This is a genomic window from Pseudomonas cerasi (assembly GCF_027983475.1).
GTDB lineage: Bacteria > Pseudomonadota > Gammaproteobacteria > Pseudomonadales > Pseudomonadaceae > Aquipseudomonas > Aquipseudomonas cerasi.
In genome coordinates, this window is record NZ_JAQJVM010000004.1 from 221,839 (window position 1) to 238,937 (window position 17,099).

At 60.0% G+C, this 17,099-nt stretch carries 16 protein-coding genes; 3 read left to right on the forward strand and 13 right to left on the reverse strand.

The features are described 5' to 3' along the window. Window positions 1-227 precede the first annotated feature (227 nt). From etfB to PI739_RS22745, 6 genes are all read right to left on the reverse strand, one after another. The gene (gene etfB / locus PI739_RS22720) at window positions 228-1,025 is read right to left on the reverse strand and encodes an electron transfer flavoprotein subunit beta (RefSeq protein WP_003432497.1); all 798 of its coding nucleotides are present in this window, start codon (window positions 1,023-1,025) and stop codon (window positions 228-230) included. Beyond that, entirely contained in the window at window positions 1,015-2,235 is a 1,221-nt protein-coding gene (gene etfA, locus PI739_RS22725; protein ID WP_054081736.1) for an electron transfer flavoprotein subunit alpha, read from the reverse strand. Before etfA ends, etfB begins: the two co-directional genes overlap by 11 nt. Then, window positions 2,235-4,196, reverse strand: a complete 1,962-nt coding sequence (gene dgcB, locus PI739_RS22730) for a dimethylglycine demethylation protein DgcB (protein WP_054081737.1) — start codon at window positions 4,194-4,196, stop codon at window positions 2,235-2,237. The genes etfA and dgcB overlap by 1 nt, the downstream gene beginning before the upstream one ends. Window positions 4,197-4,352: 156 nt before the next feature. Then, a complete protein-coding gene (gene dgcA, locus PI739_RS22735; RefSeq protein ID WP_003432483.1) occupies window positions 4,353-6,413 on the reverse strand; it encodes a dimethylglycine demethylation protein DgcA in 2,061 nt (686 codons plus the stop codon). Window positions 6,414-6,428: 15 nt separating this feature from the next. After that, a complete protein-coding gene (locus PI739_RS22740; RefSeq protein ID WP_003432482.1) occupies window positions 6,429-6,959 on the reverse strand; it encodes a DUF5943 domain-containing protein in 531 nt (176 codons plus the stop codon). 84 nt (window positions 6,960-7,043) lie between these two features. Continuing rightward, on the reverse strand, window positions 7,044-8,021 hold the full coding sequence (locus PI739_RS22745; protein ID WP_003372603.1) for a dipeptidase: 978 nt from the start codon (window positions 8,019-8,021) through the stop codon (window positions 7,044-7,046). 228 nt (window positions 8,022-8,249) lie between these two features. On the opposite strand from PI739_RS22745, the gene PI739_RS22750 reads away from it, so the two are divergent. Together PI739_RS22750 and PI739_RS22755 are read left to right on the forward strand one after the other, a co-directional pair. Next, window positions 8,250-8,660, forward strand: coding sequence for a lysozyme inhibitor LprI family protein (locus tag PI739_RS22750; RefSeq protein WP_003405168.1), 411 nt, complete (start codon window positions 8,250-8,252; stop codon window positions 8,658-8,660). 55 nt (window positions 8,661-8,715) lie between these two features. Then, window positions 8,716-9,135 (forward strand): DUF3010 family protein, encoded by a 420-nt coding sequence (locus PI739_RS22755; protein WP_003372607.1) that lies wholly within the window; start codon window positions 8,716-8,718, stop codon window positions 9,133-9,135. A gap of 193 nt (window positions 9,136-9,328) precedes the next feature. Here the strand turns inward: PI739_RS22755 and fba are convergent, their stop codons facing one another. The 7 genes from fba to tkt all read right to left on the reverse strand — a co-directional run bounded on the left by fba (window position 9,329) and on the right by tkt (window position 15,839). Continuing rightward, the gene (gene fba, locus PI739_RS22760; RefSeq protein WP_003372623.1) at window positions 9,329-10,393 is read right to left on the reverse strand and encodes a class II fructose-bisphosphate aldolase; all 1,065 of its coding nucleotides are present in this window, start codon (window positions 10,391-10,393) and stop codon (window positions 9,329-9,331) included. A gap of 113 nt (window positions 10,394-10,506) precedes the next feature. Next, window positions 10,507-10,833, reverse strand: coding sequence for an MliC family protein (locus tag PI739_RS22765; protein WP_003320832.1), 327 nt, complete (start codon window positions 10,831-10,833; stop codon window positions 10,507-10,509). A 52-nt stretch (window positions 10,834-10,885) separates the two neighbouring features. Beyond that, on the reverse strand, window positions 10,886-11,083 hold the full coding sequence (locus tag PI739_RS22770) for a hypothetical protein (RefSeq protein ID WP_003372626.1): 198 nt from the start codon (window positions 11,081-11,083) through the stop codon (window positions 10,886-10,888). An 84-nt stretch (window positions 11,084-11,167) separates the two neighbouring features. Next, window positions 11,168-11,398, reverse strand: a complete 231-nt coding sequence (locus PI739_RS22775; protein ID WP_003316354.1) for a lipoprotein — start codon at window positions 11,396-11,398, stop codon at window positions 11,168-11,170. 27 nt (window positions 11,399-11,425) lie between these two features. After that, window positions 11,426-12,589 (reverse strand): phosphoglycerate kinase, encoded by a 1,164-nt coding sequence (locus PI739_RS22780; protein WP_003372628.1) that lies wholly within the window; start codon window positions 12,587-12,589, stop codon window positions 11,426-11,428. A 22-nt stretch (window positions 12,590-12,611) separates the two neighbouring features. Beyond that, window positions 12,612-13,655 carry an erythrose-4-phosphate dehydrogenase gene (epd, locus tag PI739_RS22785; RefSeq protein ID WP_054081738.1) on the reverse strand — a complete coding sequence of 348 codons (1,044 nt, stop codon included), beginning with the start codon at window positions 13,653-13,655 and terminating at the stop codon, window positions 12,612-12,614. A gap of 186 nt (window positions 13,656-13,841) precedes the next feature. Beyond that, a complete protein-coding gene (gene tkt, locus PI739_RS22790; protein ID WP_003372635.1) occupies window positions 13,842-15,839 on the reverse strand; it encodes a transketolase in 1,998 nt (665 codons plus the stop codon). Window positions 15,840-16,097: 258 nt separating this feature from the next. Here tkt and PI739_RS22795 point away from each other — a divergent pair, with 258 nt between their 5' ends. Then, window positions 16,098-17,093, forward strand: a complete 996-nt coding sequence (locus PI739_RS22795) for an ArsR/SmtB family transcription factor (protein WP_003316359.1) — start codon at window positions 16,098-16,100, stop codon at window positions 17,091-17,093. The last annotated feature ends 6 nt before the right edge of the window (window positions 17,094-17,099 follow it).

A 17,099-nucleotide genomic window follows, 5' to 3' on the forward strand; every position in this document is an offset into this window, starting at 1 on the left:
TCCCGAAAAGAATATTGGTCAAGGCCGTACAGGCGTGACGTTCAAACGAGCCATTTTGCTACCCATCACGATTTCGAGTTTCAACCGCCGTTACGAAAACGCGGATGTCAAAGTCGAGGTCAGCAATGGCGGTGATCTGAAAGGGAGTATTTCGTATGCCTACTTCCGGCCTCTCTCCGAGCAGAAGGCAAACCGCCCCTCAAAGACGGCAGCACAAGACTTTAGCCTTACTTTACGACGCCCTCATCGATCAAAAGCTTCAGAATCGCGGCTGCGCCCTCTTCAGGGCGCATCCCCTTGAGCACTTGGCCCCCGCCGCCACTGGCCTTGGCAGTGGCGGCTTTCATGCGATCAGCGCCGCTCTTGGCTTTGATGACCTTCAAGCGTTTGGGACGCGGTTTGGCTGGCTGCAGCGCTTGGTCGGTCAATAACTCATCGACAACGACCTGAACCAGTTCGGTGTCCAGCGTGCCACGCTGTGCAGGCCCGAACGCGCTCTGGCGGGGTTTGGGAGCGGCGTTATCCACAGTGGCCAGAAACGGCAAACGAACCTTCAGCCGGCGACGCTGGCCGCGAGGCAGAGCCTGCAACACCAGTGCGGTGCCGTTGTTCAACGACTCGACTTCAGCCAGACCGGTCACCAGTGGCCAGCCCAGCCTTTCAGCCAACAGAAAGGGCAGCATCCCCGACCCTTCACCGGTTTCAGCCTGACTGCCGGCCAACACCACCTGCGCGGCAGAATCCCGGAGGTAGTCAGTCAACGCAACCAGCGCATCGGCGCCCTCGGGTTGCTCCAGCACATGCAGCTCGTTGAGCCCCATGCCAAGGTAAGCGCGCAGCGCCGGTTCTTCGGCATTGCCCGCGTGCAGTACCTGCAAGTTATCCCCAGCCAGCTGCAAACCAAGCTCGACGGCCCGCGCATCCTGTTCGGCGCGGCGCGCACGACCTGATGTCGGGTGCGCCCCGATGGACACCAGACTGATGATCTGTACCGCATGCTTATCCACAGACACTTCAGGCTGCATCACGCTTACCTCCGCTGCGCCAGGCTTCGACTGCGGCGATCAGCGCCGTAAGTACTTCGGCGCTCTCGCCGATGACCGATAGATCTGCACGCTTGACCATGTCGCACCCCGCATCCAGATTGATCGCAATGACCTTGTCACAGGCGCCGATACCCTGCAGATGCTGGATGGCCCCGGAAATACCGACGGCGACATACACCCTTGCGGTCACCCAGGTGCCACTCGCGCCTACCTGCCGCTCGCGGCCCATGAAACCATCGTCCACTGCGACACGCGACGCCCCTTCGGTGGCCCCGAGTGCCGAAGCGGCCTGATGAAACAGGTCCCAGTCTTTGACACCATTGCCGCCAGACAGAATGAATTCGGCTTCAGCCATGGGGATAACTCCGGGATCGACGGCAACCGCTCCCAGGTCCTCTATACGCGGCAGGCTGCGCGCCACGCCTGTGGACAACTCGACCGGCACTACCTCGTGACGGGTATCGCTGACCGGTTCAGCGCACTCTACAGCGGCCAGAATCAGACGGGGCAGAGGCCGAACCAGGTCTTCGCGACCGGCGCCTGCGCGACTTATGCACACCTGGTCCTTGACCTGCCAGACCCGCGTTGCAGGTCGCTCGCCGATGCTGGCGGCAAAACGTCTTCCCAGTTCGCCACCGCCGGTGCGGCTGTCCGGCAGCAGCCAGTGGCGCGGGTTGAACTGGTTATCCACAGCTCGCAAACCCTGCACGCGTTGTTCCGGTGAATAACCGTCGAACCCGGCACCGTCGATAATCAATAACCGATCCACGCCAGCAACGTCGAAAGCAGTTTCCTTGTGTTCGCCGAACACCACCGCCAGCACGGCACCGTCGGCCCCCGCCAGCTGACGCGCCAGCCCCAGCAAGTCGCGGTCGTGGCTGCTCAGGCGGCCGCCGACCATATCGGGCACCACCGTGATATGGAACGCTGGCTCGACGATGGTATGCAGCGGCAACTGCACGTCGGCAGCGGCCGAACGCTTGACCGTGCCGCCCTGCTGAGTGCCGCTGCGGTCGATACGCTTGATGCCGTTGGGACCGATAAAACCCAGGCCATGCACGTTCTTGCGCATCAGGCCATTCGGCCCCATCCAGCGGCTCTGCGCAGGCTGCATGGCCGCATGCAGTGGGTGCAGTCGATTGCGGGCAATCCACTCGGCGCGTGGATCACGGCGGATAATGTCACTCATCAGAGCACCTCCGCGGGTTCACGTTTGGCAGGCGCTGGCGTATTGGGGATAACTTCCTCAATCAGCGCATCGGCGACCAGTTCGGCAATGTCCTTGATCAGTGGTCGCGGCTCGACAACGCCTTCGAGCATGGCTGTGCACTGTGGACAACCTACCGCAACCAGCTCGGCAGCCGTCTCACGAATGTCGTCCATGCGCATGTCAGGAATCCGCTGTCTGCCGGGAATGTCAGTGATGGGCGCGCCACCGCCGCCACCGCAGCAGCGGGAGCGAAAGCCCGAGCGCTGCATTTCCCTGATCTCGATCCCCAGCGCGCGCAGCACTTCACGCGGCGCCTCGTATTCGCCGTTGTAACGGCCCAGGTAACACGGATCGTGATAAGTCACGCTGGCGCCTTTGTGCTGGCCCAGCGTCAGGGCGCCGCTGCGCACCAGCTCGGCCATGAAGGTGCTGTGATGCTGCACCTGATAGTCACCGCCAAAAGCGCCATATTCGTTTTTCAGCACATGAAAGCTGTGCGGGTCGCAGGTCACGATACGTTTGAAATCGTAACGGGACAGGGTCTGAATGTTGCGTCGGGCGAGCATCTGGAAGGTCGCTTCATCACCCAACCGCCTGGCCACATCACCGCTGTCGCGTTCTTCAAGGCCCAGCACGGCGAAATCCACCCCGGCCGACTTGAGGACTTTGACGAACGCGCGCAGGGTGCGTTGATTACGCATGTCGAACGCGCCATCACCGACCCAGAACAGCACATCTACGGTTTTTTTCTCGCTGAGCAATGTCAGGTTCAGATCGGCCGCCCAGTTCATTCGCCCGCCCGGTGCAAACCCGCCGGGGTTGTCGGTGGCGATCAGGTTGTCCAGCACCTCGGCGCCCTTGTTCGGCGTAGCGCCCTTTTCGAGGGTCAGGTGGCGGCGCATGTCGACGATGGCATCGACGTGCTCGATCATCATCGGGCACTCTTCGACACAGGCTCGGCACGTGGTGCAGGACCACAGCGTTTCGGCGTCCACCAGCCCGTTGACGATGGGCTGATGCGGATTACCACCATGCTCGCCCAGTGGCTTGCCTTTGCCGTCCAGCGATGGATAGGGACTGCCGGCAAATTTTGCGTCGGAGCCACCGGCAAGACCGACCACCATGTCCTGAATCAGCTTTTTAGGGTTGAGTGGCTGGCCTGCGGCAAACGCCGGGCAGGCCGCTTCGCACTTGCCGCACTGCACGCAGGCGTCGAAGCCCAGCAGTTGGTTCCAGGTGAAGTCCTGAGGTTTCTCCACGCCCAGCGGTGCGGTTCGATCGTTCAGGTCCAAAGGTTTCAGGCCCGTGGAACGTCCACCACCAAAACGCTCGGCACGCCGGTGCCAGGCCAGGTGCAGCGCCCCGGCGAAGGCGTGCTTCATCGGCCCGCCCCAGGTCATGCCGAAAAACAGTTCGCTTACGCCCCACAGCACGCCCAGCCCGAGAACAGCGACCAGCACCCATCCGCCGAAGTGCTCGGGAAGAATGCCCGCCACTGGCAACGTGACCAGAAAGAAGCTCGCGGAAAACGCCATGAGGCTTTTCGGCAGGCGCATCCACGGGCCTTTCGACAGACGCGCAGGCGGGTTGAGACGACGACGATAGACAAACACCGCACCGACGAACATCACCGCCGTCATCAACAGCAGTGCGTAACCAAGCACGCGGTTATGCACACCGAAACCGTGCACCAGAATCGCCAGCACAATCGAGGCCACCGCTCCGCCCGCTGTGGCCACGTGGGTATTGGCGATGTATTTGTCACGCGCGACCACGTGATGCAGATCGACCATGTACCGCTTGGGCATGGCCAGCAGACCACCCAGCCAATCGACTTTCGAGGACCGACCGTTGCGCCACAGGGTTGCCCGCCGCCAGGCGCCCAGCGCCGCGAGGGCCAGGGCGCTGAAGAGCAGGATCGGAAGAAGGGTGTCTAGCATCTGAAGCTCCAGGTACCAAGCGGTCTTGCAGTCCGGGTGACGCTTCGTGGATTCGCAAAAACCGTGGATCAGACAACCCGCATGTCGGCTGATCTATCGCATTCGCGAACCCGTTCGCTCCCACGGCCTGCGGCCGGAATCAAAGACAGGCGAGCCTTAAAAGTCCTTGCACAGCCGCAAGCCGTCATAGATCGCCGCGTGGGTATTACGCTGCGCCACGCAATCGCCGATACGAAACAGCAGATAACCGTCACCCGGCTGGCTCAACGATGGCTGTGGCTGAATGGCGAACAGCGCATCGATATCGATCTGGCCCTTGTTGCGCGAGCCTTCCTTGAGCGCGTAGTAGATCGCTTCGTCGGGACGCACGCCGTTTTCCACCACCACCTGATCGACGACCCGCTCTTCCTTGGCGCCGGTGTATTCGTTTTCCAGCACCGCCACCAGCTTGTCGCCCTCGCGATAGACCTTTTCCAGCATCATGTCGCCGGTCATGATCACTTCCTTGGGGTACATGCTGCGGTAATAGGTCGGGAACGAGGTTCCGCCAATCGCCACGCCCGGCTTGATGTCATCGGTGACGATTTCGACCTGGCAGCCCTTGTCGGCCAGAAAATCGGCCACCGACATGCCGGTGAACTCGCAGATGGTGTCGTAGACCAGCACGTTCTTGCCGGGCGCCACCTTGCCGTCCAGCACATCCCAACTGCTGACCACCAGGCCTTCAGCCGCCCCCCAGTGTTCGTTCTGCTCAAGAAACGGGTGACCGCCGACCGCGAGCACCACGATGTCGGGCCGCAGATCGAGAATGGTTGCCGCATCTGCTGCGGTGCCCAGACGCAGGTCGACTTTCAGGCGCGCCAGCTCAAGCTGGAACCAGCGCGTGATGCCGGCAATCTGGTCGCGCTGCGGTGCCTTCGATGCGGTGGTGATCTGCCCGCCGATGAAGTCCTTTTTCTCGAACAGGGTCACGTCATGTCCGCGTTCGGCAGAGACCCGTGCGGCTTCCATCCCGGCAGGACCGGCACCGACCACCACGACCTTGCGCCTGGGTCCGGCGGATTTCTCGATGATGTGCGGCACGCCCATGTATTCGCGGGACGTGGCGGCGTTCTGGATGCACAGCACATCCAGCCCTTGATACTGGCGATCGATGCAGTAGTTGGCACCGACGCACTGCTTGATCTGGTCGATCTGGCCCATCTTGATCTTGGCGATCAGGTGCGGGTCGGCAATGTGCGCGCGGGTCATGCCGACCATATCGACATAGCCACCTTCCAGAATTCGCGTTGCCTGGTTCGGGTCCTTGATGTTCTGCGCGTGCAGCACCGGGGCCTTGACCACTTCCTTGATCCCGGCAGCCAGGTGCAGGAACGGCTCCGGTGGGTAACTCATGTTCGGAATGACGTTGGCCAGGGTGTTGTGGGTGTCACATCCCGAGCCCACCACGCCGATGAAATCGATCATGCCGGTGTCGTCGTAATACTTGGCGATCTGTTTCATGTCCTCGTGGCTTAGGCCATCGGGATGAAACTCGTCGCCACAGATGCGCAACCCTACACAGAAGTCGGGGCCGACTTCCTTGCGCACCGCCTTGATCACTTCCAGGCCGAAGCGCATGCGGTTCTCGAAACTGCCACCCCATTCATCGGTGCGCTTGTTGACCCGCGGGCTCCAGAACTGGTCGATCATGTGCTGATGCACCGCCGACAACTCGACGCCATCCAGACCACCTGCCTTGGCACGCGCCGCAGCACTGGCGTAGTTGCCGATCACCCGCCAGATTTCCTCGGGCTCGATGGTTTTGCAGGTTGCCCGATGTACCGGCTCGCGAATGCCCGATGGCGACATCAGGGTCGGCCAGTGATCGCCATCCCAGCGCGAGCGACGGCCCATGTGGGTAATCTGGATCATGATCTTGGCGCCATGCTTGTGCATGGCGTCGGCAAGGTTCTGGAAGTGCGGGATGATTCTGTCGGTTGCCAGGTTGACCGATTTCCACCAGCCTTGCGGGCTGTCGATGGCCACGCTTGAAGAGCCGCCACAAATGGCCAGGCCGATGCCGCCCTTGGCTTTTTCCTCGTAGTACTTCACGTAACGATCCGTGGTCATGCCGCCATCGGTGGCGTAGACCTCGGCGTGCGCAGTGCTCAGCACGCGATTGCGGATGGTGAGCTTGCCGATCTGGATCGGCTGGAACATCGCTTCGAAAGCCATAACCCGATCCTCGATTTACAGCGGCTTGACGACAAACAGACCGTCGTCATGACCGTCTTCGGAACCACCGTAAACCTGCTCGGCAACCGTACGCACAGCGCTGCCACTGGCAGCGAGGATCTGATCCATGGCCCCGGCGAACCAGCCGGTGAACATGTAATCGACCTTGCGCCCGACCTTGCCGTAGACGTACACGAAACAGGAGTGCTCCAGCTTCACACTGGCAGTGCCTTTCTCGACGTCGATGTCCTGGATCTTGAACAGGCCCCAGCCACGCTGCGACAGACGCTTCATGTAGTGCTCGAACACCGCAACGCCTTCCAGGCCGTGGCATTCGGCTTCCTTTTCGCACCAGTGCCAGGCGGATTTGTAACCCGCCTTGTAGAGGATGTCGGCGTAGGCATCGGCGCCCAGCACTTCTTCGATGCCCATGTGGTTGTTGACGAAAAAGTGCCGGGGCACGTACAGCATCGGCAACGCATCGGAGGTCCAGACGCCGGTTTCGCTGTCGACTTCGATGGGCAGTTGCGGGGCGATTTTAGCCATGGCGGTCAAACTCCAGATGATTCGGGCTACACCCACCGCTCGGAGGGCCGTGGGGGTTCAATTCGATAAGGTATGGCGGGCGAGTTACTCGCCCCAGACGTCGGCCAGAACGTTGACCCAGTTCTCGCCCATGATCTTGCGCACCACGCGTTCGGAGTGACCGCGCTTGAGCAGCGTTTCAGTCAGATTGGGAAACTCGCCAACGGTGCGGATGCCCAGCGGGTTGATGATCTTGCCGAAGTTGGTCAGGCGGCGGGCGTAGCCCTTGTCGTGGGTCAGGTACTCGAAAAACTCCTGGCCGTGACCCTGAGTGAAGTCAGTGCCAATGCCGATGGCGTCTTCGCCGACGATGTTCATGACGTATTCGATGGCTTCGGCGTAATCGTCAATGGTCGACTCGATGCCCTTGGCCAGGAACGGCGCGAACATGGTCACGCCGACAAACCCGCCATGATCGGCGATGAACTTCAGTTCGGCGTCGGACTTGTTGCGTGGGTGTTCCTTGAGGCCGGAAGGCAGACAGTGGGAGTAGCAGACCGGTTTTTTCGATTCGAGAATGACTTCTTCCGAGGTTTTCGAGCCGACGTGGGACAGGTCGCACATCACCCCGACACGGTTCATTTCAGCGACGATCTCACGACCGAAACCCGACAGCCCGCCGTCGCGCTCGTAGCAGCCCGTGCCCACCAGATTCTGGGTGTTGTAGCACATCTGCACGATGCCGACGCCGAGCTTCTTGAAGATCTCGACGTAGCCGATCTGGTCTTCATAGGCGTGTGCGTTCTGGAAGCCGAACAGAATGCCGGTCTTGCCCAGTTCCTTGGCCTTGCGGATGTCGGCTGTGGTATGCACCGGCATGACCAGGTCGCTGTTTTCGCGCATCAGTTTCTGGCTGGTGCAGATGCTGTTGATGGTCGCCTGAAAGCCCTCCCACACCGACACTGTGCAGTTGGCCATGGTCAGGCCGCCCTTGCGCATGTCTTCGAACAGCTCGCGGTTCCACTTGGCGATGATCAGCCCGTCAATAACGATGCTGTCGGCGTGTAATTCGGCTGGGCTCATCAGGCTGTCCCCTTTTTTGATTGCGGTGCGCCGAATCGGCTGTCGGCGCTAATGGGGTCAGCATATGCCGGAGGGTCAGGGGAACCGGGTGCAAAAACGACAGGGGGTTTGCCGAAAGCGTCAAGATGCGACAAAGGGGGACGGCGAGTCGTCGGGCGATGTCGTAAACCTGTTCAATGTCTCACGCTTGAGACAGAATCGAGCCTATCAATGGATCGGAGCGACTCGATGAAAACGTTTTTGCTGACCCTGGCCCTTATGACGACGGCCGTGACAGGCGTACACGCCGCCCAGAATCCGGACGCGTCGCCCTGCGACGGTGTCGAGGACGACAAGCAGACCCTGGAATGCTCGGCCTACAGCCGCACCACTGCCGAACAGTTGCTCAAGGAAAACTTCGACAACCTGCTCAAGCGCGTTCAGTCGCAGTTCGTCGCCAACAAGACGCAGTTCAACGACTTTACCAGCAAACTCAAGACCGCCCAGCAAGCCTGGGAGAAGCTGCGTGACGCCGACTGCGCGGTTGAGGTCTTCCCTTCTGCAGCAGGCAGCAAAGCCTTCACTATCAGCGAAAACGACTGCATTGCGCGCATGAGTGACGAGCGCTCGGAGTATCTGGAGTCGATAGCGCAGGAATAACGTCTACGATGAGATAACCTGCCTCTTTATATGAACGAGCTCATCAGGTTTTCTCATGATTATTTGCGGTGTAGAAATCAAAGGCAGCGAAGCTATCTTCGCCCTCGCCACTCGACGTAATGGCGGCATCGAGCACTTGCCGCTCGCCACCAAGAAGCTTGCGCTGGAGGACGATGACGAGGCCGCCAACGTCAAAGCCTTCTCCACGCAACTCGCCGGTTTCGTGCGTGAAAACGGCATCAGCCATGTGGTTATCAAGAAGCGCAGCAAGAAAGGCGAATTCGCTGGCGGCCCGACCACCTTCAAGATCGAAACCATCTTTCAACTGATGTCTGATTGCAACGTGGTGCTGATCTCGCCGCAGACCGTTAATGCGCAGAACAAGAAACACACCTTCGCCCTGCCCGACACCCTGAACAAGTATCAGCACGAAGCGTACAAGGCGGCGTGTGCGGGTGTGATGAAGAGCGTTTAAGCCTTTCGAGAGAGGACGCAGAGCGTCCAGAGCGTCCAGAGCGTCGCACGATAGCGGGGATTATCGTTCCTCACGCTCCAGCGTGGGAATGCAGTTCGTGACGCTCCGCGTCACATTCATTCGCCGCGCAGTTACGTTTGACCCGACATAAAAAAACCCGCATTTCTGCGGGTTTCTTCAATGCTCAATCAACTCAGTTGACCTTGGCATCCAGCTCGCCACGCGCGTAGCGTTCGAACATGGCGTCCAGGGAGATCGGCTTGATCTTCGAGGCGTTGCCAGCGGTGCCGAATGCTTCATAACGGGCGATACATACATCACGCATGGCCACGACAGTCTTAGCCAGGTACTTGCGCGGGTCGAACTCACTCGGGTTTTTGGCCATGAATTCGCGGATCGCACCGGTCGATGCCAGACGCAGGTCAGTATCGATGTTGACCTTGCGCACGCCGTGTTTGATGCCTTCAACGATTTCTTCGACCGGCACACCGTAGGTTTCTTTGATGTCGCCGCCGAACTCGTTGATGATTTTCAGCCATTCCTGTGGAACGGACGAAGAACCGTGCATCACCAGGTGAGTGTTAGGGATGCGCTTGTGGATCTCTTTGATGCGCTCGATCGCCAGGATGTCGCCGGTAGGCGGCTTGGTGAACTTGTAAGCGCCGTGGCTGGTGCCGATGGCGATGGCCAGGGCATCGACCTGAGTGCGCTTGACGAAGTCAGCGGCTTCTTCCGGGTCGGTCAGCATCTGGCTGTGATCCAGAACGCCTTCCGCACCCACGCCGTCTTCTTCACCAGCCATGCCGGTTTCCAGCGAGCCCAGCACGCCCAGCTCGCCTTCCACGGAAACGCCGCAGGCGTGAGCGAAGGACACAACGCGACGGGTCACGTCGACGTTATAGTCGTAATCGGCCGGGGACTTGCCGTCTTCACGCAGCGAGCCGTCCATCATCACCGAGCTGAAGCCCAGCTGGATCGAGCGCTGGCAGATGTCAGGGCTGGTACCGTGGTCCTGGTGCATGACCACCGGGATGTGCGGGAATTCTTCGATCGCGGCGAGGATCAGGTGACGCAGGAACGGCGCACCGGCGTATTTGCGGGCACCGGCAGAAGCCTGGACGATCACCGGGGAGTCGGTCTTGTCGGCCGCTTCCATAATGGCGCGCATCTGTTCCAGGTTGTTTACGTTGAAAGCTGGAACGCCGTAGCCGAATTCGGCTGCGTGGTCCAACATCTGGCGCATGCTGATAAGTGCCATTGTCTGTGTCTCTCCCGGTAGGGTCGTTAGTCGAGCAAGCCTGCCGTAGTGGCGGCTGCCATTCAAGTTATAAGCTCAGCCACAAGGCCGCGCGCGTGTGCCCGAGATCCGACTTATCTGGCCTTGCAGCCGCGACCGATCAGATCGTTGGTAGCGTCCCAATAGATCAGGCCCTCGCTACCCTTGTTGACGAATGCCAACACATTGTTGCTGTACAGCGTACCGCTGGCAGCGCCGGGTTCAGCCTTGAGCCTGAACACCTGATCGCTTTGATTCAGACGAACATCGACTTCCTTTTTGGCCGAGTCGATGTAGCGCCAGTTGACCTCTGCATTGCTGTCACATACCCAGCGATTCCAAGGGTCATTCTGCTGCGGTGAACTCATGCTCGAACAACCGCCAAGCACTGCCAACACCCCGAGGGCAATCACGCCTTTCATTACGTCTCCTGGCTGCCCTGCGAAACGCGGCGTGTGCCGTTCGTTTCAACTGTCAGGGGCAGTTCTGTTCCTGTTTTCGGTCATCGGCCGGCTCACCGGTGACATGTGCCTCAACCCGTTGACTGTTTTCAGTCGTGGGCACATTTACGGCGGCCGGGCTGAATATCTGACAGGTCTTGGCACGCGAGCCAGAACCGGTACAACCAGCCAGTACAATGCAGCTCATCAGAGCCAGGGCAGCGATCTTCATGGCGAAACTCCTTTCCCGGAAAAATATCCACCCTTTAAAGACCGCTGAAGCCCGTCAATGTTGCCAACGGGTTTCAGACCTGGCTCACAGACACCCTACATTGCCTGTCCGCGGCATGAATTCGTAACGATCCCACACCTCGGGGCCGCCGCGCTTGTAGACCACCGGCACCGTTTCTGCCTGCCAGCCCGCCTGATAGCAGCTTAACTGGAGCGGTTGGGTCGGGGAGTCGCTCTCCACCTCTTCAGCCGCAGGCTTGCCCGCGCAACCGGCCAATAAACCTGCGATGAGAAACCACGGTAACGCCCTGACCATTGACCACTCCTTGTCCAAGGCTTTCACTCAAGCCTTGGCGCGTTGTTCGAGCATTTCCACCGCAGGCAGAACCTTGCCTTCCACGAACTCGAGGAACGCACCGCCACCGGTCGAAATGTAGGAAATCTGTTCTGCCACACCATACTTGTCGATGGCCGCCAGCGTGTCGCCACCGCCCGCGATGGAGAACGCCTGGCTTTCAGCGATGGCCTTGGCCAGTGTTTTGGTGCCTTCACCGAACTGATCGAACTCAAAAACGCCGACCGGACCGTTCCACAGGATAGTCCCGGAAGATTTCAGTAATTCGGCGAAATGTGCAGCAGTTTGCGGGCCAATATCGAGAATCATATCGTCATCGGCGACGTCAGCGATCAGTTTGACAGTAGCGGCAGCGCTCTCGGCGAACTCCTTGGCAACCACCACGTCCGTCGGCAATGGCACGCTGACCTTGGCGGCGATGGCGCGAGCGGTGTCGAGCAGGTCAGGTTCGTACAACGATTTACCGACCTTGTGACCGGCCGCAGCCAGAAAGGTGTTGGCAATGCCGCCGCCGACGATCAACTGATTGCAGATGCCGCTCAGGCTGTTGAGTACGTCCAGCTTGGTGGAGACCTTGGAGCCCGCCACGATAGCGGTCATCGGCTGGGCCGGAGCGCCCAGGGCCTTGCCCAGTGCTTCAAGCTCGGCGGCCAGCAACGGACCTGCCGCTGCCACCTTGGCGAATTTTGCCACGCCGTGAGTAGAACCCTCGGCACGGTGGGCGGTGCCAAAGGCATCCATCACGAACACGTCGCACAATGCTGCGTATTGCTGCGCCAGCTCGTCGGCGTTCTTTTTCTCGCCCTTGTTGAAGCGAACGTTCTCGAACAGGACGACATCACCCGCTTTCACGTCGACCCCTTCCAGGTAATCGGCAACCAGCGGAACGTCACGACCCAGCGCCTTGCTCAGGTAGTCGGCAACCGGCTTGAGGCTGTTCTCGGCAGAAAACTCACCCTCGGTCGGGCGGCCAAGGTGTGAGCAGACCATGACGGCCGCGCCCTTCTCCAACGCCAGCCTGATGGTCGGCAGCGAAGCGAGGATACGTGCATCACTGCTGACTACGCCGTCCTTTACCGGGACGTTGAGGTCTTCGCGAATCAGTACACGTTTACCTTGCAGATCGAGGTCGGTCATCTTCAAGACGGTCATGAGCATTCCTGTTTTTTTACTGTTATTGGTCAGCGACGCGCAGAAAGTGATCGGCGACGTCGAGCATTCGATTGGCAAAGCCCCACTCGTTGTCGAACCAGGCCAGCAGATTGACCAGCCGGGGTCCGGAAACGCGGGTCTGACTCGCATCGACAATGGCCGAATGCGGGTCATGGTTGAAATCGCAACTGGCGTGCGGCAATTCCGTGTAGGCCAGCAGCCCCTTGAGCGGACCGCTGGTGGCGGCCTCACGCAGGATACGGTTGATCTCCACGGCATCGGTGTCTCGCGACATCTGCAACGTAATGTCCAGACAGGACACATTCACCGTCGGCACGCGAACAGCTTTGGCCTGAATTCGGCCGGCAAGTTCCGGAAGCAGCCGTTCGATTCCTCGCGCCAGACCGGTGGACACCGGAATGATCGACTGGAAAGCCGACCGCGTACGGCGCAGATCCTCGTGATGATAAGCGTCGATCACCGGTTGATCGTTCATCGCCGAGTGGATGGTGGTAATGGTCATGTATTCCAGGCCGATGGCCTGATCCAGCAAGCGCAGCAGCGGCACGCTGCAGTTGGTGGTGCACGACGCGGCCGAGACCAGCAGCTCGCGGCCAGTCAGCTTGTGCTGATTGATGCCGAACACCACGGTGGCATCGACATCCCGTTCGCTGGCCATCGGCTGGGAAAACAGCACCCGCGGCGCACCGGCCTCCAGAAAGCGCTGGCCATCTTCGCGAGTGTTGTAGACACCGGAACACTCAAGCACCAGATCGACTTCCAGACCGGCCCAGTCGATGCCTTCGGGCGTCGCACTGCGCAGGACCTTGATCCGGTGGTCATTGATGTGCAGGTATTGCCCTTCGACCCGCACTTCGCCGGGAAACCGGCCGTGTGTGGAGTCAAAGCGCGTGAGGTATTCAAGACTGGCCATGTCGGCCAGATCGTTGATGGCAACCACTTCAAACCCGGCCTTGGCCCCTCGCTCGCACAGCGCGCGAACAACGCAACGACCAATACGGCCGTAACCGTTCAGAGCAACTTTGTAAGGGCGGGACTGGGGCATGAAATTTTCGCCAGGGGCTGGATCTGATTGCGTAAACGATAAAACCTGTGGGAGCAACAGGGGCGGCAATCCGCTTTGCTCGCGAATGAGAACACCCGGTTTGCCTGACTCACCGAGGCGCTTCCTTCGCGAGCAAGGCGGATCGCCGCCCCGGTCGCTCCCACAACATCAACATCACATAGCTGATCAGTCTTCGAGCAGCTCTTCAGCAGTGCTCAGGACGTTTTCCAGCGTGAACCCGAACTCTTCGAACAGCGCTGGCGCAGGGGCCGACTCGCCGAAGGTGGTCATGCCGATCACGCGCCCTTCCAGACCTACGTATTTGTACCAGTAGTCGGCGTGAGCCGCTTCGATGGCAATACGCGCGCTGACCTGCAGTGGCAGAACAGCCTGCTTGTAGGCCGCATCCTGAGCTTCGAAGATGCTGGTGCATGGCATGGACACCACGCGCACGTTGCGGCCCTGCTCGGTCAGCTTGTCGTAAGCCTGGACAGCCAGACCGACTTCCGAACCGGTCGCGATCAGGATCAGCTCAGGCTCGGCAGCGCAATCACGCAGTACGTAACCGCCACGCGCGATGTAGGACAGTTGCTTCTCGTCACGCGCCTGATGAGTCAGGTTCTGACGGGAGAAGATCAGTGCCGACGGGCCATCGTCACGCTCGATAGCGTGTTTCCATGCCACGGCCGACTCCACGGCATCCGCAGGACGCCAGGTGTCCAGGTTCGGCGTGGTACGCAGGCTGGTCAATTGCTCGATCGGCTGGTGAGTCGGGCCGTCTTCGCCCAGACCGATGGAGTCGTGAGTGAATACGTAGATCACGCGCTTCTTCATCAACGAGGCCATACGCACCGCGTTGCGAGCATATTCCATGAAGATCAGGAAGGTTGCGCCGTAAGGCACGAAGCCGCCGTGCAGGGCGATGCCGTTCATCATGGCGCCCATACCGAACTCGCGAACACCGTAATGCAGGTAGTTGCCGTTAGGGTCTTCGCCGGTGATGCTCTTGCAGCCTTTCCAGATGGTCAGGTTGGATCCGGCAAGGTCAGCCGAACCACCCAGAATTTCAGGCAGCAACGGGCCGAGTGCCCCCAGTGCGTTCTGGCTGGCCTTGCGGCTGGCGATGGTTTCGCCCTTGGCGTTGACTTCAGCGACATAAGCCGCTGATTTTTCAGCGAAATCTGCAGGCAATTGCCCACTCATGCGACGAATGAAGTCGTTGGCCAGCTCCGGGAACGCGGCGGAATAGGCAGCAAAGCGCTGGTCCCACTCGGCTTCGGCCGCCAGACCTTTTTCCTTCGCGTTCCACTCGGCATAGATATCAGCCGGGATTTCGAAAGGACCGTGATTCCACTTCAGCGCGGCACGGGTCAGGGCGATTTCGTCAGCACCCAGTGGCGCACCGTGGGACTCTTCCTTGCCCTGCTTGTTCGGCGAACCGAAACCGATGGTGGTCTTGCAGCAGATCAGCGTTGGCTGGTCGCTCTTGCGAGCGGTTTCGATGGCTGTCTTGATTTCTTCAGGGTCATGACCGTCGACATTGCGGATCACCAACCAGCCGTACGACTCGAAACGCTTAGGCGTATCGTCGGTGAACCAGCCTTCCACTTCACCATCGATGGAGATGCCGTTGTCGTCGTAGAACGCGATCAGCTTGTTCAGCTGCAACGTGCCGGCCAGCGACGCCGCTTCGTGGGAAATACCTTCCATCATGCAGCCATCGCCCATGAACACGTAGGTATGGTGATCGACGATGGAGTGGCCTGGACGGTTGAACTGTGCGGCGAGGGTCTTCTCGGCAGCAGCGAAACCGACGGCGTTGGCAAAGCCCTGACCCAGCGGACCGGTGGTGGTCTCGACGCCAGGCGTGTAACCGTATTCCGGGTGACCCGGAGTGCGGCTGTGCAATTGACGGAAGTTTTTCAGGTCGTCGATGGACAGGTCGTAGCCGGTCAGGTGCAGCAACGAGTAGACCAGCATCGAGCCGTGGCCGTTGGACATGATGAAACGGTCACGGTCGGCAAAAGCAGGGTTTGCCGGGTTGTGCTTCAGATAATCGCGCCAAAGAACCTCGGCGATATCCGCCATGCCCATGGGGGCACCCGGATGGCCGCTGTTGGCTTTTTGCACGGCATCCATGCTGAGGGCACGAATAGCGTTGGCACGCTCACGACGGCTTGGCATCGCTGATCTCCTGGGAATTAAGAAATAGGATTGAGAAAAAGAAGGTCATTTTCCCTCACGGACAGGCCGGGGGCAATCACAGATAGACGACCATAGGCTTTTTTCCGGGGTTGCGGACATTATTTGCCACGCAAAGACTGGATCACCCGCCTGCACGACAAGTTCACAACGCCTGACCGGCGCCATCCATCCAGCAATATCAAAACTTTTTGATATTGCCCTTGCGACACTCCGGATCGCTCTCTAGACTGCGCAGCTATGAACCTGCGTGTACCTGCCATTCGCCACGATGCATGCGACGACCTCTCTGCATTGTGCAAGGCCGGCGGCGATCCCTTGCGGCTGAACGTGCTGCGTGTGCTGACCAACGACTCGTTCGGCGTGCTGGAACTGGCGCAGATTTTCGCTATCGGCCAGTCCGGCATGAGCCATCACCTCAAGGTGCTGGCGCAGGCTGATCTGGTCGCGACACGGCGTGAAGGCAACGCGATTTTCTACCGGCGCGCCCTGCCCCACACCGAACTGCCGGGTGGCAGGCTGCATGCGGCGTTGCTCGACGAAGTGGATACGCTGGACTTGCCGGACGACGTACAGAGCCGTATCGGCCTGGTGCATCGGCAACGGGCACTGGCCAGTCAGGATTTTTTCGCCCGTACCGCAGAAAAGTTTCGCGCCCAGCAGGACCTGATCGCCGGTTTGGCGCAGTACAGCGAAAGCCTGCTTACCCTGCTCGACAAACTGAGCTTTGGTGCGCAGGCAACCGCTCTGGAAGTAGGCCCCGGTGACGGCGGCTTCCTCCCTGAGCTGGCGCGGCGCTTCGGTCAGGTCATCGCGATGGACAACAGCCCGGTGATGCTGGACCTGGCGCGTGGCGTCTGCGAGCGCAAGGCGCTGGCTAACGTTGAGCTGAGGCTGGCCGATGCACTGACCGACGCTAAAGTCAGTGCCGATTGCGTCGTCCTCAACATGGTGCTGCATCATTTCGCGGTACCGGCCGAAGCCTTGAGGCAACTGGCCGAACATGTAAAACCCGGCGGTAGCCTGCTGGTAACAGAATTGTGTAGTCATGACCAGAGTTGGGCCAGGGAGGCCTGTGGCGATCTCTGGTTAGGTTTCGAGCAGGAAGACCTGGCCCGTTGGGCCATCGCTGCGGGGCTAGTTCCCGGGGAAAGCCTCTATGTAGGCTTACGTAATGGTTTCCAGATCCAGGTTCGCCATTTTCAGCGACCGGCTGGCGACACTCACCATCGGTAAAATGAA

Bases quoted from the DNA above. Each gene is read 5' to 3' on its own strand.
- PI739_RS22770 (WP_003372626.1), bottom strand. From the start codon at position 11,083: ATGAAGATCGCTGCCCTGGCTCTGATGAGCTGCATTGTACTGGCTGGT.
- etfA (WP_054081736.1), bottom strand. From the start codon at position 2,235: ATGAGTGACATTATCCGCCGTGATCCACGCGCCGAGTGGATTGCCCGC.
- PI739_RS22780 (WP_003372628.1), bottom strand. From the start codon at position 12,589: ATGACCGTCTTGAAGATGACCGACCTCGATCTGCAAGGTAAACGTGTA.
- PI739_RS22765 (WP_003320832.1), bottom strand. From the start codon at position 10,833: ATGAAAGGCGTGATTGCCCTCGGGGTGTTGGCAGTGCTTGGCGGTTGT.
- epd (WP_054081738.1), bottom strand. From the start codon at position 13,655: ATGCCCCAGTCCCGCCCTTACAAAGTTGCTCTGAACGGTTACGGCCGT.
- tkt (WP_003372635.1), bottom strand. From the start codon at position 15,839: ATGCCAAGCCGTCGTGAGCGTGCCAACGCTATTCGTGCCCTCAGCATG.
- PI739_RS22755 (WP_003372607.1), top strand. From the start codon at position 8,716: ATGATTATTTGCGGTGTAGAAATCAAAGGCAGCGAAGCTATCTTCGCC.
- etfB (WP_003432497.1), bottom strand. From the start codon at position 1,025: ATGCAGCCTGAAGTGTCTGTGGATAAGCATGCGGTACAGATCATCAGT.
- fba (WP_003372623.1), bottom strand. From the start codon at position 10,393: ATGGCACTTATCAGCATGCGCCAGATGTTGGACCACGCAGCCGAATTC.
- dgcB (WP_054081737.1), bottom strand. From the start codon at position 4,196: ATGCTAGACACCCTTCTTCCGATCCTGCTCTTCAGCGCCCTGGCCCTC.
- PI739_RS22740 (WP_003432482.1), bottom strand. From the start codon at position 6,959: ATGGCTAAAATCGCCCCGCAACTGCCCATCGAAGTCGACAGCGAAACC.
- PI739_RS22745 (WP_003372603.1), bottom strand. From the start codon at position 8,021: ATGAGCCCAGCCGAATTACACGCCGACAGCATCGTTATTGACGGGCTG.
- dgcA (WP_003432483.1), bottom strand. From the start codon at position 6,413: ATGGCTTTCGAAGCGATGTTCCAGCCGATCCAGATCGGCAAGCTCACC.
- PI739_RS22775 (WP_003316354.1), bottom strand. From the start codon at position 11,398: ATGGTCAGGGCGTTACCGTGGTTTCTCATCGCAGGTTTATTGGCCGGT.
- PI739_RS22795 (WP_003316359.1), top strand. From the start codon at position 16,098: ATGAACCTGCGTGTACCTGCCATTCGCCACGATGCATGCGACGACCTC.
- PI739_RS22750 (WP_003405168.1), top strand. From the start codon at position 8,250: ATGAAAACGTTTTTGCTGACCCTGGCCCTTATGACGACGGCCGTGACA.